The 13,091-nt window shown below is 59.9% G+C and carries 16 protein-coding genes and 2 pseudogenes; 15 read left to right on the top strand and 3 right to left on the bottom strand.

Annotation, left to right across the window (positions count from 1 at the left end; translation table 11 throughout):
- The first annotated feature begins 30 nt into the window (after positions 1-30).
- From AB1576_02260 to AB1576_02250, 3 genes are read left to right on the top strand one after another with little or no spacing between them, the layout of a single operon-like run.
- The gene (locus AB1576_02260; GenBank protein MEW6080614.1) at positions 31-390 is read left to right on the top strand and encodes an anti-sigma factor antagonist; all 360 of its coding nucleotides are present in this window, start codon (positions 31-33) and stop codon (positions 388-390) included.
- Positions 374-817 (top strand): anti-sigma F factor, encoded by a 444-nt coding sequence (gene spoIIAB, locus AB1576_02255; protein MEW6080613.1) that lies wholly within the window; start codon positions 374-376, stop codon positions 815-817. The genes AB1576_02260 and spoIIAB overlap by 17 nt, the downstream gene beginning before the upstream one ends.
- 8 nt (positions 818-825) lie before the next feature.
- Positions 826-1,566 carry a sigma-70 family RNA polymerase sigma factor gene (locus tag AB1576_02250; protein ID MEW6080612.1) on the top strand — a complete coding sequence of 247 codons (741 nt, stop codon included), beginning with the start codon at positions 826-828 and terminating at the stop codon, positions 1,564-1,566.
- Positions 1,567-1,982: 416 nt separating this feature from the next.
- Here the strand turns inward: AB1576_02250 and AB1576_02245 are convergent, their stop codons facing one another.
- Entirely contained in the window at positions 1,983-2,819 is an 837-nt protein-coding gene (locus tag AB1576_02245; GenBank protein ID MEW6080611.1) for a DNA adenine methylase, read from the bottom strand.
- A gap of 247 nt (positions 2,820-3,066) precedes the next feature.
- Between AB1576_02245 and AB1576_02240 the strand changes: the two genes are divergently transcribed.
- The 12 genes from AB1576_02240 to scpB all read left to right on the top strand — a co-directional run bounded on the left by AB1576_02240 (position 3,067) and on the right by scpB (position 10,997).
- A complete protein-coding gene (locus AB1576_02240; GenBank protein ID MEW6080610.1) occupies positions 3,067-3,246 on the top strand; it encodes a hypothetical protein in 180 nt (59 codons plus the stop codon).
- Entirely contained in the window at positions 3,233-3,859 is a 627-nt protein-coding gene (locus AB1576_02235) for a stage V sporulation protein AA (GenBank protein ID MEW6080609.1), read from the top strand. The genes AB1576_02240 and AB1576_02235 overlap by 14 nt, the downstream gene beginning before the upstream one ends.
- Entirely contained in the window at positions 3,856-4,272 is a 417-nt protein-coding gene (locus AB1576_02230; protein ID MEW6080608.1) for a stage V sporulation protein AB, read from the top strand. The genes AB1576_02235 and AB1576_02230 overlap by 4 nt, the downstream gene beginning before the upstream one ends.
- A gap of 6 nt (positions 4,273-4,278) precedes the next feature.
- The gene (locus AB1576_02225; GenBank protein MEW6080607.1) at positions 4,279-4,482 is read left to right on the top strand and encodes a dodecin family protein; all 204 of its coding nucleotides are present in this window, start codon (positions 4,279-4,281) and stop codon (positions 4,480-4,482) included.
- Positions 4,483-4,497: 15 nt separating this feature from the next.
- Positions 4,498-4,956: a SpoVA/SpoVAEb family sporulation membrane protein gene (locus AB1576_02220; protein ID MEW6080606.1), complete on the top strand. Its 459-nt coding sequence runs from the start codon at positions 4,498-4,500 to the stop codon at positions 4,954-4,956.
- A 103-nt stretch (positions 4,957-5,059) separates the two neighbouring features.
- Entirely contained in the window at positions 5,060-6,076 is a 1,017-nt protein-coding gene (gene spoVAD / locus AB1576_02215) for a stage V sporulation protein AD (GenBank protein MEW6080605.1), read from the top strand.
- The gene (gene spoVAE / locus AB1576_02210) at positions 6,073-6,426 is read left to right on the top strand and encodes a stage V sporulation protein AE (GenBank protein ID MEW6080604.1); all 354 of its coding nucleotides are present in this window, start codon (positions 6,073-6,075) and stop codon (positions 6,424-6,426) included. Before spoVAD ends, spoVAE begins: the two co-directional genes overlap by 4 nt.
- Before the next feature lie 4 nt (positions 6,427-6,430).
- Complete coding sequence (locus tag AB1576_02205; GenBank protein ID MEW6080603.1) at positions 6,431-7,906, top strand: spore germination protein; 1,476 nt, start codon at positions 6,431-6,433, stop codon at positions 7,904-7,906.
- Between the two features lie 142 nt (positions 7,907-8,048).
- The gene (locus tag AB1576_02200; GenBank protein MEW6080602.1) at positions 8,049-8,660 is read left to right on the top strand and encodes a site-2 protease family protein; all 612 of its coding nucleotides are present in this window, start codon (positions 8,049-8,051) and stop codon (positions 8,658-8,660) included.
- Between the two features lie 51 nt (positions 8,661-8,711).
- On the top strand, positions 8,712-9,689 hold the full coding sequence (gene trpS / locus AB1576_02195; GenBank protein MEW6080601.1) for a tryptophan--tRNA ligase: 978 nt from the start codon (positions 8,712-8,714) through the stop codon (positions 9,687-9,689).
- Positions 9,690-9,709: 20 nt separating this feature from the next.
- Entirely contained in the window at positions 9,710-10,465 is a 756-nt protein-coding gene (locus AB1576_02190; GenBank protein ID MEW6080600.1) for a segregation/condensation protein A, read from the top strand.
- A complete protein-coding gene (gene scpB, locus AB1576_02185; protein ID MEW6080599.1) occupies positions 10,437-10,997 on the top strand; it encodes an SMC-Scp complex subunit ScpB in 561 nt (186 codons plus the stop codon). The genes AB1576_02190 and scpB overlap by 29 nt, the downstream gene beginning before the upstream one ends.
- A gap of 394 nt (positions 10,998-11,391) precedes the next feature.
- On the opposite strand, the pseudogene AB1576_02180 reads toward scpB, so the two are convergent.
- Both AB1576_02180 and AB1576_02175 read right to left on the bottom strand, forming a co-directional pair.
- Positions 11,392-11,557 (bottom strand): annotated as a pseudogene (locus tag AB1576_02180) (IS1595 family transposase).
- Between the two features lie 251 nt (positions 11,558-11,808).
- A pseudogene (locus AB1576_02175) lies at positions 11,809-12,470 on the bottom strand (ATP-binding protein).
- Between the last annotated feature and the right edge of the window lie 621 nt (positions 12,471-13,091).

The following is a 13,091-nucleotide window of genomic DNA, read 5'->3' as shown; positions in this document are numbered from 1 at the left end:
CTAACAGGAAAACCCCAGGGGGGAGATGTCTTGAAGATCCGGTGGCAAGTGGTGGATTCGGTACTCTGTGTCAGGATCGATGGTGATCTAGACCTGTACGGGGCGGAGGAATTCCGCCGGCAAGTAGATCACGCGCTCCAAAGTAGCCAGGCCCGGGACCTAGTTGTGAACATGGCCTCCGTAGCCTTTGTGGACAGCTCAGGCCTCGGAGCGATACTGGGACGGTACAGGCGGGTCTCCCAGTGCCGGGGGCGCATGATCCTGGCAGGGCTCAAGGCCAGGGTCAGGCCAATGCTAGAGATCTCAGGGATCCAGCGGATAATCCCTGTGGCCTCCTCCGAAGGGGAGGCCCTGGATATGCTGAAGGGGGGCGCTGGCATTGGAGCCTAACCGCATGAGGCTGGAGATAAGGGCCTTCCCCGAGAACGTGGGGGTTGCCAGGGTGGCGCTGGCGGCCTTTGCCGCCCAGGGGGACTTCACCCTCACGGAGATCGAAGAGATCAAGGTAGCAGTGTCCGAGGCCGTCTCCAATGCCGTGCTACACGCCTACCCTGGCAGTGAGGGAGACGTGCTGGTCACAGCCAGCCTGGAGGAGGGCTTGCTGCACGTCGTGATCCGCGACAGGGGTCGTGGCATTGCCGACATAGCCCAGGCCCGCCAGCCCTCCTTCTCTACGGAACCAGGCCGCATGGGCCTGGGATTCGTGTTCATGGAATCCTTCATGGACCAAGTAGAGGTGTCCTCCACTCCCGGGCAGGGGACACAGGTCACCATGACGCGCAAGGCTGAGAAGGCCGGCCGCGAGCAGGCCTCCTGAGATAACCCTTGGCAGGCGTTGAACCCTCTGTCCCGGGTCACCGGGAACAGATGGACCTCCTTGCCCGGGCAAGGAAGGGAGACCAGGAGGCGCGGGCTCGCTTCGTTACAGAGAACTCCCCGCTCATATGGGGTATCGTCAGGCGGTTTGACAGGCTGGGCCACGAACCTGAGGACCTGTTCCAGGTGGGCTGCATTGGTCTTCTGAAGGCCATGGATCGCTTTGATGAGGGCTTCGGGACCCGCTTTTCCACCTACGCCTTGCCCTTGATAATCGGCGAGATACGCCGGCACATCAGGGACCAGTCACCCCTTAGGGTTCCCAGGGGAGCCAAGGAAATGGCAAGGAGGGCCTGGGTGCGCCAGGAGGAGATGGCGAATGTCCTAGGACGGGAGCCCTCAGTCTTGGAGGTCGCAACGGATCTTGGGGTATCCCCTCATGACCTGGTGGCCGCGTGGGAGGGCCTTAGACGGCCAGCCTCGCTGGCCTCCGGGGATGACAGTCCAGGCATAGAGGACGTTGTCCACGATACCTCGCAGTCAGAAAGCCTCTGGGCTACAGGGGTGGCTATCCAGGAGGTCCTCTTAGAGCTGGAGCCTCGGGAGCGGGCCGTGCTAGTCCTGCGATACCTGCGGGACAAGACCCAAGAGGAGGTCGCCCGGGCGCTAAGGATCTCCCAGGCTCAGGTATCCAGGATAGAGAAGTCTGCCCTGGAGAATGCCAGGCTTCACCTGGGAGGGGGAGACTAGGTGGGACTCGCCTATCTCATGCCGGATAGGATTAGGGACTAGGGCGAAGGACTTTTGCTGCCTCGTCCTTTCATACCGGAAGAACAGGGAAAGCCAGGTATCGAGGTATTCAAGGCTGACGGCGCCGGGTAGCATGCGTGCCTCACGAGGTCAGGAGACCAGCCATAGCCCGGGAAGGCAATCATTGATGGTCCAATCTGGCCTCCTCTATGACCTGAAGAGATTCTCCTCTACTTTGCCAGCCACGCTTTATGCCTTGCACTTTCCCGCGTTTTCTACGACAGTCACGTCAACACATCGCTGCCTGCCAATTGTGATACTCCCATGGTGTGATCGCTGTTCCGTCAAGTATTGAAGTCCTAGACTCTCCAGCATACTTGTGGTGTCTGCAGCCAGCTGGGATCCTTTTCCCTGTGTCAGTCATAGTTCATGACCACCAATTCATCGATATCGCTGCGCCGGTTCTTGTCGCAATTGATGTATCGCTTGGCCTTGACAGTCTCGACCCTGAAGCCCCTGTAAAGGTCTCTGATGAACTCAGATGCGGAGTTGCTCAGTAAGACGCGGCATCCCCGGGTGTCCAGATCTCCGAAGACGCGGGCAAGGCGTTCTTGCTGGCAGGCGTCGAAACTGCCGGGAGTATAGCTGGTGAATCTTGAGGTCTCGCTGATGGGCTGGTAGGGGGGATCAAAATAGACAAAATCCCCCGGAGCTGCCCTGCCCAGCACTATCCCAAAATCCGCCACATCGATGGCCCTGGTGTTGATCAAGGCTGATCTGGCTGCGGCCAGTACATCAACATCGGCGTACCTGGGGTTCTTGTAGCGGCCGAAGGGCACATTGAACCGTCCCTTCTTGTTCACCCTGTAAAGACCGTTGAAGCAAGTCTTGTTGAGGTAGATGAAGCGGGACGCCCTTTCCACGGGCCCCAGCGAGGTCGAGTCCAATCCCCTCATAAAGTAGTAGTATTCAGGGTTGTTCTTGTGGAGTCTAAGGAGCCTCACCAATTCCTCCAAGTGATCTCTGACCACGAGGAAGGCATTAATAAGTTCTTCGTTCTGGTCCGAGAGGTAGGCCTCGCCTGGATTGAGGTGGAAGAATACGGCTCCGGCGCCCAGGAAAGGCTCGTGATACCCCTTGAAGGTGTCAGGGAAGTATTTCTCCAATTGCCAAAGTAGTTGCCCCTTCCCGCCCGCCCACTTGAGGAAGGGTTTGGGCCTCACAGGTGCCTTGAGTGTCTCTGCATCCTTCACAGCAAGGCCCTCCCCGGCCTCCAGCCTAATCTGGGCAAAACGCCTCTTGGGTGAAAACTAGTTAGTCCTTCATCCAGTTTCGATGCTCATCCAAGGTCTTCCTCCCCCAACTCCCCATGACTAAAGCGCTAGGTTCTGGCCTAATAGCCCTCGTATCCAGGCACACCGCCACTGTCATGCCCCGGCCGGATTAAATCTCGGGCCGCGACGAATACTAGGTCTAGCGCTGGAGGGTGAGGGGATTGCCATGATCCAGCCAAGGTCCCGGATCATCGCCTTGTTCATCGTGATTACGCTGATCGCCGCGGCAGTGCTGGCCTTCTGGCACCTTGCCACCGACGGCCCCCGGGCACCGGAGCTGCCATCCCGTTCCAGGCTGGTCCTGGCTGGTGGGGGCGAGGAGGCGAAGGCAATTGCCCAGCCATGAGGTGATCCTTAAGGTTAGGGGAAAGGTCAGCGCGGAACCGGGATCCCTCTTGACAATCGGGCGCTTGGCAGAGGTCGCCGGCCAGCCCGGCTTGGCCAAGAAGGCGCGCGGCCTCATCGTTGCCAAGGCGGGTGGCCGCCACAGGGGAGCGCTGGTGCTGTCAGCCCTGGATATTGCCAGGGTGGTTATGTCCTCCCTCCCGGATGTGCAGGTGTCCCTCCTGGGCGAGGACGAGGTCGTGGTGTTGGTGGAGGCGAGGAAAACCCGGCGCCCCCTTCTTGCCTTGGTAAAGACAGTCCTGGTGGCTACAGTGCTCTTCCTGGGTTCCGGACTGGCAATAATGAACTTCCACTCCGAGGTGAGCATGGCCCAGGCCCAGGCCCGGCTCTACTGGTTTATTACCGGAGAGGCTGTTACGAGGCCCCTCATCATGCAGGTTCCCTACTCCCTGGGGATCGGCCTGGGGATTGGCCTGTTCTTCAACCACTTCCGCTGGCTCATGGGGCGTGACGAGCCCAGCCCACTGGAGGTGGAAATGTTCCTCTACGATAGGAATGTGCAGCAGTGCATCGCCTCGAGGGAGGAGGAACGGGCCGGGGAAGACACACCTTGAAAGAGGCACTGGCTGGCCTGGTTGCCATGGCGGAGGGCCTGGCCACCGGCGCAGGCTTGGTAGCACTGCTGAGCCTTCTGGACATCGTGCCGAGACTCGCCAGGCTCACAGGCACCCCTCACAGGGTCAGGACCTATGAGACCTCGATCATGCTGGGGGCGCTCCTCGCATCCCTTGCAGACACGCTGGACCTGAGCATGAGGATGCCAGAGGTGACGATGGTCGCTGTGGGTCTGTTCACAGGGGTGAGTGTGGGACTCCTGACGGCAGCTGTGGCCGAGGTGTTGAATGTGCTGCCCGTGGTGGGTCGCAGGCTCGGGGTGGAGGATAGCATGCCTTACCTGGTGGGGGCACTCCTCGCCGGCAAGACCCTGGGATCCCTATTCCAGTGGGTTTTCCCGGGCATACGTTAAGGAGGAATGGAGATGACTTGTGCCAAGGTGATGGAGGTTGTGGGGTCGTCTAAGAAAGACTGGTCCGATGCGGTGGAGAACGCTGTGGCGGAGGCCCTAAGGAGTGTGCCCAGGGTTCATGCCGTTGAGGTGATTAACATGACGGCAAACGTAGAGGGTGGGAGAATACACGAGTTCAAGGCGGACTGCAAGGTGGCCTACTCGGAGTAGGAGGGGCGGCATCGGGTGCCCAAAGCGACAAAGCAACAGGAGAAGTGCTACAAGAAGCTCAGCGGGGGGGTCACTCCCCGAAGGCCCATCATGCAAAATGCGTTGAAAGCCTTTGTTGCGGGGGGAGCCATCTCGGCCCTGGGCCAGGTGTTCTTCAGCTCGCTCCTGGCGCAAGGGTTGACCCTAAGGCATGCATCAGGCTTTACCTCGGTGATCATGATCTTCCTTGGGGCCTTCTTCACGGGGCTCGGTGTATATGACCACCTGGGTCGCATTGCCGGCATGGGTGCCGCTCTCCCTATAACGGGGTTCGCCAACTCCATCGTGGCGCCAGCGCTGGAGTTCAAGAGGGAGGGCTTCGTTCTGGGGGTTGCCGCTCGCATGTTCACCATAGCCGGGCCTGTCCTGGTCTTCGTGACCGTTGCCTCCAGTGCCATTGGACTGGTGTACTGGCTGCTATGGTTCAGGCCCTGAACCTGGCCGGGGGCCGGCCAAAAGGGGCGGGCCCCCGGTGCCTTGAGTATTACGAAAGAGACGGAAACAACTAGGGGGACAGTTCCCCGGGGGGAGGCATAGCATGGATCTCAAGCTCAAGGGCAAGCAGACCATGGTTTTCCCGGCGCCCCCCAGTATTCTTGAGACGGCCTCAGTCGTGGGCCCCCTGGAAGGCCGCGGGCCCCTGGGGGACTCATTTGACATCATCAAGGAAGACACCCTGTCGGGCCAAGACAGCTGGGAGAAGGCAGAGTGCCGCATGATGGAGGAGGCCGCCCAGCTTTGCCTGAAGAAGGCGGGACTAAGAGAAACCGATGTTGGCCTCTTCGTTGCTGGAGACCTGCTTAACCAGTGCATCAACGCCAATTTTGCCGCCCGGAACCTCTCCATACCCTTCCTGGGCCTCTATGGGGCTTGCTCGACAATGGTGGAGGCCCTCATTATCGCTGCAATGGCCGTGGAGGGGAGGTACGTCAAGTATGCCTTGGCGGCCACCTCCAGCCACCATGACACAGCTGAGAGGCAGCTCAGGTACCCCGCGGAGTTCGCGAACCAGCGCGCACCCACCGCTCAGTGGACAGTCACGGCGTCGGGGGCAGCCCTGGTGGGGTACGGCAACCGCCCAGTGATTTCCATGGCCACCATAGGGAAGGTCGTTGATCTTGGGGGCACGGACCCCAATGACATGGGCTCGGCGATGGCGCCCGCGGCGGCGGACACCATATGGCAGCACCTGCAGGACACCGGGCGCACCCCCGAGGACTACGACCTGATACTTACGGGAGACCTGGGGCAGGTAGGCACCGCGGCCATGAGGGTTCTCCTGGAGGGGGAGGGGGTGGATGTCAGCCGTGTTCACCAGGACAGCGGCCTCCTCATATTCCCCCGGGATCAAACCGACGTGAATGCCGGCGGGAGTGGCTGCGGCTGCGTGGCCGCTGCGTTCACAGGCCACATCTACAAGGGACTCCTTGAGGGAGGGCTGGCCCGGGTCCTGGTGGTAGCCACGGGGGCCCTCCATAGCCCCACCTCCGTCCAGCAGGGAGAGAGCATACCCTGCATAGCCCAAGCCGTGGTGGTGGAGGTTCCAGGACCATGAACCCGTTCTTCGCTGCCTTTCTTGTGGGCGGGGTCCTCTGTGCCTTGGCCCAGGTATTCATGGACGTGACCAAGGTCCACCCAGCCCACGTCATGGTGCTTTTCGTGATCCTGGGGGCCCTGGCCAGCGCCCTCGGTTTTTACGAGCCGCTGGTGCTGTTCGGAGGAGCCGGGGCCACGGTACCCCTCACAGGCTTCGGTCATGTCATGGTGCAGGGGACCCTGGACGCCGTCACCGCCCAGGGCCTGCCAGGCGTGCTATCCGGGGGCCTGGCGGCGGCATCGGGGGGCATCGGTTCCGCTATCATCTTTGGGTATATCATGGCACTGGTGTTCAACCCCAGGGGGTGAAGGGTTGCCGCTGGCTGGAAAGATGTCAAGGCGCCTAAGGAAGAACATGGAGCTTCTGACCCAGACCATGGGTATAGGTGAGTCCTTCGACCTCTGGGAGAGACGCTTAAGGATCGCCCAGAAGGATGCCGCCCTCATATGGGTGGATGGCCTCATCAACGACCTTGCGCTCCAGCGGGTCATAGAGAGTCTGCTCAAGCTAAAACAGGGTGACCTCGCTCCCAACCCTGCAGAGAGGCTCATGAAGGAATACCTGAACTACGCCGAGGCCAAGGAGGTTGACACCTACGATGACCTGATCACTGAGGTCCTAGCAGGTCAGGTGGCCATCCTGGTGGACGGTGACAGCCATGCGGTCATGGTAGATGTCCGGGAGTACCCCGGCCGTGAGCCTGACGAGCCGGACCTGGAGAGGGTTGTGCGGGGCTCCCGTGACGGGATGGTTGAGACCCTCGTCTTAAACACGGTGCTCATCAGGCGCAGGCTGCGGGACCCCAGCTTCAGGGCGGAGGCCATCAGGGTGGGGCGACGCTCCAAGACTGACGTGGCCGTCATATACCTGAAGGATGTATGTAACTTGGACCTGGTCAAGAAGGTCAAGGACCAGATCGCCAGGATACAGACGGATGCCATTCCCATGGCCGAGAAGACAGTGGAGGAATTCCTGGTGGGACCATGGGGGTGGTGGAACCCCTTCCCCCGCGTGAGGTTCACCGAGAGGCCCGACGTAGCGGCTGTGCACCTTCTGGAGGGGCATGTTATAGTGCTGGTGGATACAAGCCCTAGCGTCATCATACTCCCTGCCACACTCTTCCACCACGTGCAGCACGCCGAGGAATACCGGGAAAACACGCTGGTGGGCGTGTACATCCGCTGGGTGCGATTCCTGGGGATCGCCTTGAGCCTTGTGGGCCCGCCGCTGTGGGTAGCGCTGGCACTGAGGCCCGAGCTTCTTCCGGAAGCCCTGGACTTCATAGGCCCTAGGAGTCAAGGGAACATACCCCTCCTGGCCCAGTTCTTCATCGCCGAGCTAGGTGTGGACCTCATAAGGATAGCGCTAGTCCACACGCCCGCCGCCCTGGGAACCGCCCTGGGATTCATTGGCGCAATACTCCTAGGCCAGATTGCCATTTCCGTAGGTCTCCTGGCATCAGAAACCATTCTTTACGTGGCCGTGGCAGCTCTGGGGACCTTCGGCACGCCCAGCCTGGAGTTCGCGCTAGCGGTGAAGCTCTCTCGTCTTGCTCTCCTGGGGGCCGTGGGGGTCTTTGGGATCCTGGGCCTTGCCGGCGGCCTGCTCGCCCTCACGGTGCTGCTGGGTTTCACCCGGTCCTTCGGTGTGCCGTACCTGTGGCCTCTTATACCCTTTGATTGGGCGGCCCTGAAGTCTGTCCTTGTCCGGAGACCCATACCAGTGGACACGGGAAGACCCTCGGCCCTGAAACCGCAGGAGCCCGACAAGGCACCACGGGATTCCTGAACCTGCCAGGGAGGACACCGCGTAAGCGGGCCGCCTGGGGAGAAAGGAGAATTTGGGGAGGCAGATCTGACCAGCACGTTATACAGGAAACAGCCCCCGGGTGGCGTATTAATATCGGCAGTACCTACAAGGAGGCCTCTGGATGCTGGACCCTACCATGCTCTACCGTTTGCCCGCCCTCTTAGTGGCAATAGTGTTTCACGAGTACGCCCACGCGCAAGCGGCTGATGCTCTCGGAGACCCAACCCCCCGCTATAGTGGCCGTCTCACCCTGAATCCACTGGCACACCTGGACCCCGTGGGTCTCCTGGCCCTGTGGTTCTTCCGGTTCGGGTGGGCTAAGCCTGTCCCCGTAAATCCCTACAACTTCCGGGACCCGAGGAGGGGGATGGTCCTGGTGGCCATGGCAGGGCCCGCTATGAACCTCTTCCTGGCCTTTCTCACCATGCTGGTGCTGCGCCTCACAGGCGTGTCCCTGAGCGCTGCCGGGCCCATAGTGAGCCAGCTTCTCCTTTACAACGTATTGCTGGCCGCCTTCAACATCATTCCAGTACCGCCCCTGGACGGCTCGAAGATCCTGGCGGGGCTGTTGCCTCGCTCGGCAGGACGCTACATTGCCCAGATCGAGCCCTACGGCTGGGTTGTGCTTCTCGCCCTGCTGTGGACGGGGATCCTCCAGCGGATCATAGGACCGGTGGTAAACCTCATCCTCCTGGCCCTGGAGCTTTCCACAGGGGGATTCATAACACTGTAACGCAATCTAGGGGTACACGTCACTCACACCATGCCGGGGAGTGGAGAAGTCATGAAAGAGCGCATATTCAGCGGGATGAGACCGAGCGGGAGGCTCCACCTGGGGAACCTCCTTGGGGCCCTGGACAACTGGATCAGGCTTCAGGACGACTACCAGTGCTTCTTCGGCGTGGTGGACTGGCACGCCCTGACCACAGGCTACGAAGACACCAGCGATCTCAGGGAAAACGTAGGGGAGATGGTCCTGGACTGGCTGGCTGCGGGCATCGACCCTGAAAGGAGCGTCATACTGCGGCAGTCTGATATCAAGGAGCACGCCGAGCTCCATCTCCTCCTTTCCATGGTGACACCCCTGTCCTGGCTGGAGAGGGTACCCACATACAAGGAGCAGCTGAGGGAGCTTGAGGGCAGGGAGATTGCCACCTACGGTTTCCTGGGCTACCCTGTGCTCCAGGCCGCTGACATATTCATGTACAGGGCAACCCGGGTGCCTGTTGGGGAGGACCAGTTGCCACACCTGGAACTCTCCCGGGAGATCGCCAGGCGGTTCAACAACCTCTTCGGGCCGGTGTTCCCCGAGCCGGAGGCCATACTGAACAAGGTCACGCTCCTTCCTGGGATAGATGGCAGGAAGATGAGCAAGAGCTACCAGAACGAGATCCCCTTGGCTGCCAGCCCTGAGGTGATCCTTGATCGAGTATCCATGATGATAACTGACCCCGCCAGGGTTAGGCGAAACGACCCCGGGCACCCCGAAGTGTGCACCGTTTACTCCTTCCACGGCGTGTTCGGCAAGGAGACACTCTCCCAGCTGGACGAGGAGTGCCGGTCCGCGGGAATCGGCTGTGTCCAGTGTAAGAAGAACCTTGGCAGGCTCATGGGGGAGTTCCTGGAACCCATAAGGTCTAGGCGCGAGGACCTTGCGGCGGACCCGGATCTGGTCCGGTCCGTCTTGGAGGAGGGCGCCAGTAGAGCGCGGGCGGTGGCTCAGGAGACCATGGGAGAGGTACGGGAGGCCATGAGGCTCTAGCCGCCAGGGAGGGGCGCCGTATGACCTATGCCGTAAGGTTGGAGGCTTTTGAGGGGCCCCTGGACCTGCTCCTTCACCTCATCGAGAAGAACAAGGTGGACATCAGGGACATCCCGGTGGCCTCCATAACGCACCAGTACATTGAGTACCTGGGGGCCATGAGCCGACTGGACCTGGAGGCGGCCAGTGAGTTCCTGGTCATGGCAGCGACCCTCATGGACCTGAAGGCCCGTACTCTCCTGCCGAGGCCCCCCGTCACCCTGGAGGACGAGGACGACCCACGGCAGGAACTGGTGGACAGGCTCCTGGAGTACAAGCGTTTCAAGGCTCTAGCTGCCCACCTGCGGCTCCTCGAATCCCAGCAGGCCATGAGACACACCCGGCCCTTCCCGGGCTTTGCCAGGCAATGGCCTGACCTGGGCTTCTTGGAAGGGTGTACACTGGAGGCATTGTCCACGGCCTTCCAGCAGGCCATCGGTGCCGCCGAGGAGGTCTGGGCGGAGATACCTCGCGAAGAGGTGAGCTTCCGCAGGACCATGCGGGACGTGGTACTCAGGCTCAGCCGGAGCCCGGGCATCCCAGTTCCCTTCAGGGAGATCATCAGGGAGAAGGCCACCAGGCTGGAGGTCATCGTTACCTTCCTGGTAGTCCTGGAACTCGTGCGCCTCAGGCGGGTCCTCATAAGCCAGCCTGAGCCCTTCGGCGAGATAGAGATGGTTTTTTCAACAAGGCAAGGGGGGAAGAACCGTGGCAGAGAAGGGCCCCGAGGCCATTGAGGCGCTGCTGTTCGCCGCCGCTGAGCCCCTCCCACTGGAGGAGATGGCCAGGATACTGGAGGTCACCGAGATGGAGACGCTGGTGTACATCACCGAGCTCAGGTCCTCCCTGTCCAAGACCCGTGGCATAGGCATTCAAGAGGTGGCCGGGGGATACCAGCTCACCACCAAACCGGAGTTCGGCGTCTTTGTGGAACGCCTGGGGAGACCCAAGCCCCCACCGCCCCTCTCCCAGGCAGCCCTGGAGACCCTGGCCATTATCATTTACCGCCAGCCGGTAACCAGGGCCGAGATTGAGAGCATCCGCGGTGTACGCTGTGAGACGGCGCTGCAAACCCTGGAGGAGAGGGGCCTTATCGAAGAGACCGGACGGAAGGACGCCATTGGCAGGCCAATTCTCTACGGAGTGACCAGCAGGTGCCTTCACTACTTCGGTCTGAGGAGTGCTGAGGACCTCCCAGAGCTGGAAGCCGAGGCCTCCGAGATGGAAAGAGAGGAAAAAACCGGCACTGGCCAATCTGATGTAAATTGATGCAATGCACACTCCCTGTCATTTTTCAAATTACTTGACGGAAGAGAAGATTCGCCTGTTTCTGGGCTGATTGGCTCATCTGCACAAACGGCTGGCTATCGCGCCGCCCCTGTTTGCCGTCTTTTGCGACGCCCTTCACCTCCTTGCTGCGGCAGGGCTTAATCCCCCTTGATCTTTCCCGCATAACCCGCCGCCCGTTGCCTTTGGAGGAAGTTTTGGAGGTTTAAACCGCCCCTATCTTATAGTCCGTTATGTCAAGTTCTCTTCTCGCTCAGGTTTCTGATATTGAATAAATCTACTGGGATATGTAGTTGACTCAAGCACACCCTATATCTAGTGTTGCTGCTGGAAACACCCCTACGGAGGTAGCACGTTAACAATATTGTCATAGTGGCTAGATCCACTGTACTGCCTGCTGCACCAGCCGATAGAAAAGATTGCCCCCGCTTCTGGAGGTCCGGCGGTTGAAGCGGAAGGTGAACTCATCGAGATAGTAGTCCAGGTAGTCGCTGAGTTGTACCCATAACCCAGCGCTTCGTGAGGGCAGCAACGCGGTGGACTCTTGGGAGCAGCCTGGTTGTGGCGTCCTTCCCTCGGCCTACAAGCGCCTTCGCTCATCACGGAAACCCGCTTGTTTGAAGCCTTTTCAGGACAAGAAACAAAAGCACCCACGGGCAAAACTCTTCTTATTGCGCATTCCGGTGAAATCGGCCATCTGTTCCGGGGTTTCCGGCCGGGTCGGAGCGAAGCGACGCCGGTTGTTATGGATAATGTATCCGGGTGGCCGAAATCGGTCAAGTTTTGAGAGAAGTTTCCTCATGGATTCCCCCCTGAGTTCAATTTTGTAGGCATTATGTACCAAGCGATCGAGGATAGCATCGGCAAGGGTGGGATCGGCCAGCAGGGCATGCCAGTCGCTAACAGGGTGGAGATGAGGGTGGAGCGGGTCTGGTTGCGATCTTCGAGAATGTCGAGTAGATCCCGAGCCTCTGCTACCTAGAGAGGAGCGATGCCCCAGTCATCCAGGAGCAAGAGATCGGTTTTCTGGAGTTTACGAATGAGAGTGTCGCAGCTTCCGTCGGCCCGTGCGACAGTAATGGCCCCGAGAAGCCGGGAGGTACGCCAATAGCGTACCGAGAATCTCAACCGGCAGGCGTTGTTTCCTAGGGCACAGGAAACGAAGGTCTTACCCACTCCCGCAGGTCCGGTGATAATGACGTTGTGGCGCTTTTATTGCGGCTAGGGAGAAGAAGGTCGAGCGATCTAGGCCCCGGGGATGACGGAATCCACATCCTCAACACAGGCTTGCTGCTTTAGTTTAGCCTCTTTCAGACTACGAGCGAGTTGTCGATTTTCTCGCAGGTCAGACTCCCGGTCAACGAGGATTCCGAGGCGGTCTTCGAAGGCAAGGCTCGTGATTTCAGGCTGCGCCATTTGCTCATCGAGCGCCTGAGCCATTCCAGAAAGCCTCATCCGGGTAAGCTTGTCAAGTGTCTGTTGCAGCACGGTTCTTCACTCCCTCAGTGGTAATACTCCGGGCCACGGATGTTCTGGTGGGCGGGCCCGGGCTTAGAAATCTCCTCTTTAAGGGGCACCTTATCTAGTCCAGTCTTGAGGATGGAGTTCACACTCTTGTACGAGTAACTCTTTATAGCAGGGCTCCTTTTACAGGCTGCGTCCAGTCGCTCGGGTGAGTACCGGTCAGCAAGCCGGATGATCCCCAGGCAGCTATGATAACCCTGCTCAGGATGAGGTCTTGAGGCCATGATGGCTTCCAGCAGTTCAGCGGTGGCGAGGCCGGTATCCCGCTAGCCACCGAAACAGGTGGCCGTTTTACTCCGAAATACGCATTTTATCGATAGATGGTAGATCATTGGGTGGCGCCTAGGAGGCTGGGAGCCCCTAAACTGGGGCGGGATCTTCGACGAATAACTATGTAGAAACCTGAAACAGGGCGGTTACCAGTGCGCCGGATAGCCCCACCGTTATAGGAGCAAGGCTATGGTTTTTCCCGCAGTGAAGAACAGTGGCTTGCATGTACCGCTTGAGTGTGATTACGGCCGGCTCCAGATCTGGTGGCGCCAAAGAGCCTAG

It is taken from the genome of Bacillota bacterium (assembly GCA_040754315.1).
In the GTDB taxonomy this organism is placed as follows: Bacteria; Bacillota; Sulfobacillia; order DUSP01; family JBFMCS01; genus JBFMCS01.
Note: the sequence above shows the minus strand (reverse complement) of the source record. Positions and strands in the feature narration are given on the sequence as shown.

What these genes read in the sequence shown, in the direction of transcription:
- AB1576_02240 (MEW6080610.1), top strand. Translation starts at nt 3,067, where the DNA reads ATGATCCAGCCAAGGTCCCGGATCATCGCCTTGTTCATCGTGATTACG.
- AB1576_02225 (MEW6080607.1), top strand. Translation starts at nt 4,279, where the DNA reads ATGGAGATGACTTGTGCCAAGGTGATGGAGGTTGTGGGGTCGTCTAAG.
- spoVAD (MEW6080605.1), top strand. Translation starts at nt 5,060, where the DNA reads ATGGATCTCAAGCTCAAGGGCAAGCAGACCATGGTTTTCCCGGCGCCC.
- spoVAE (MEW6080604.1), top strand. Translation starts at nt 6,073, where the DNA reads ATGAACCCGTTCTTCGCTGCCTTTCTTGTGGGCGGGGTCCTCTGTGCC.
- AB1576_02200 (MEW6080602.1), top strand. Translation starts at nt 8,049, where the DNA reads ATGCTGGACCCTACCATGCTCTACCGTTTGCCCGCCCTCTTAGTGGCA.
- trpS (MEW6080601.1), top strand. Translation starts at nt 8,712, where the DNA reads ATGAAAGAGCGCATATTCAGCGGGATGAGACCGAGCGGGAGGCTCCAC.
- AB1576_02190 (MEW6080600.1), top strand. Translation starts at nt 9,710, where the DNA reads ATGACCTATGCCGTAAGGTTGGAGGCTTTTGAGGGGCCCCTGGACCTG.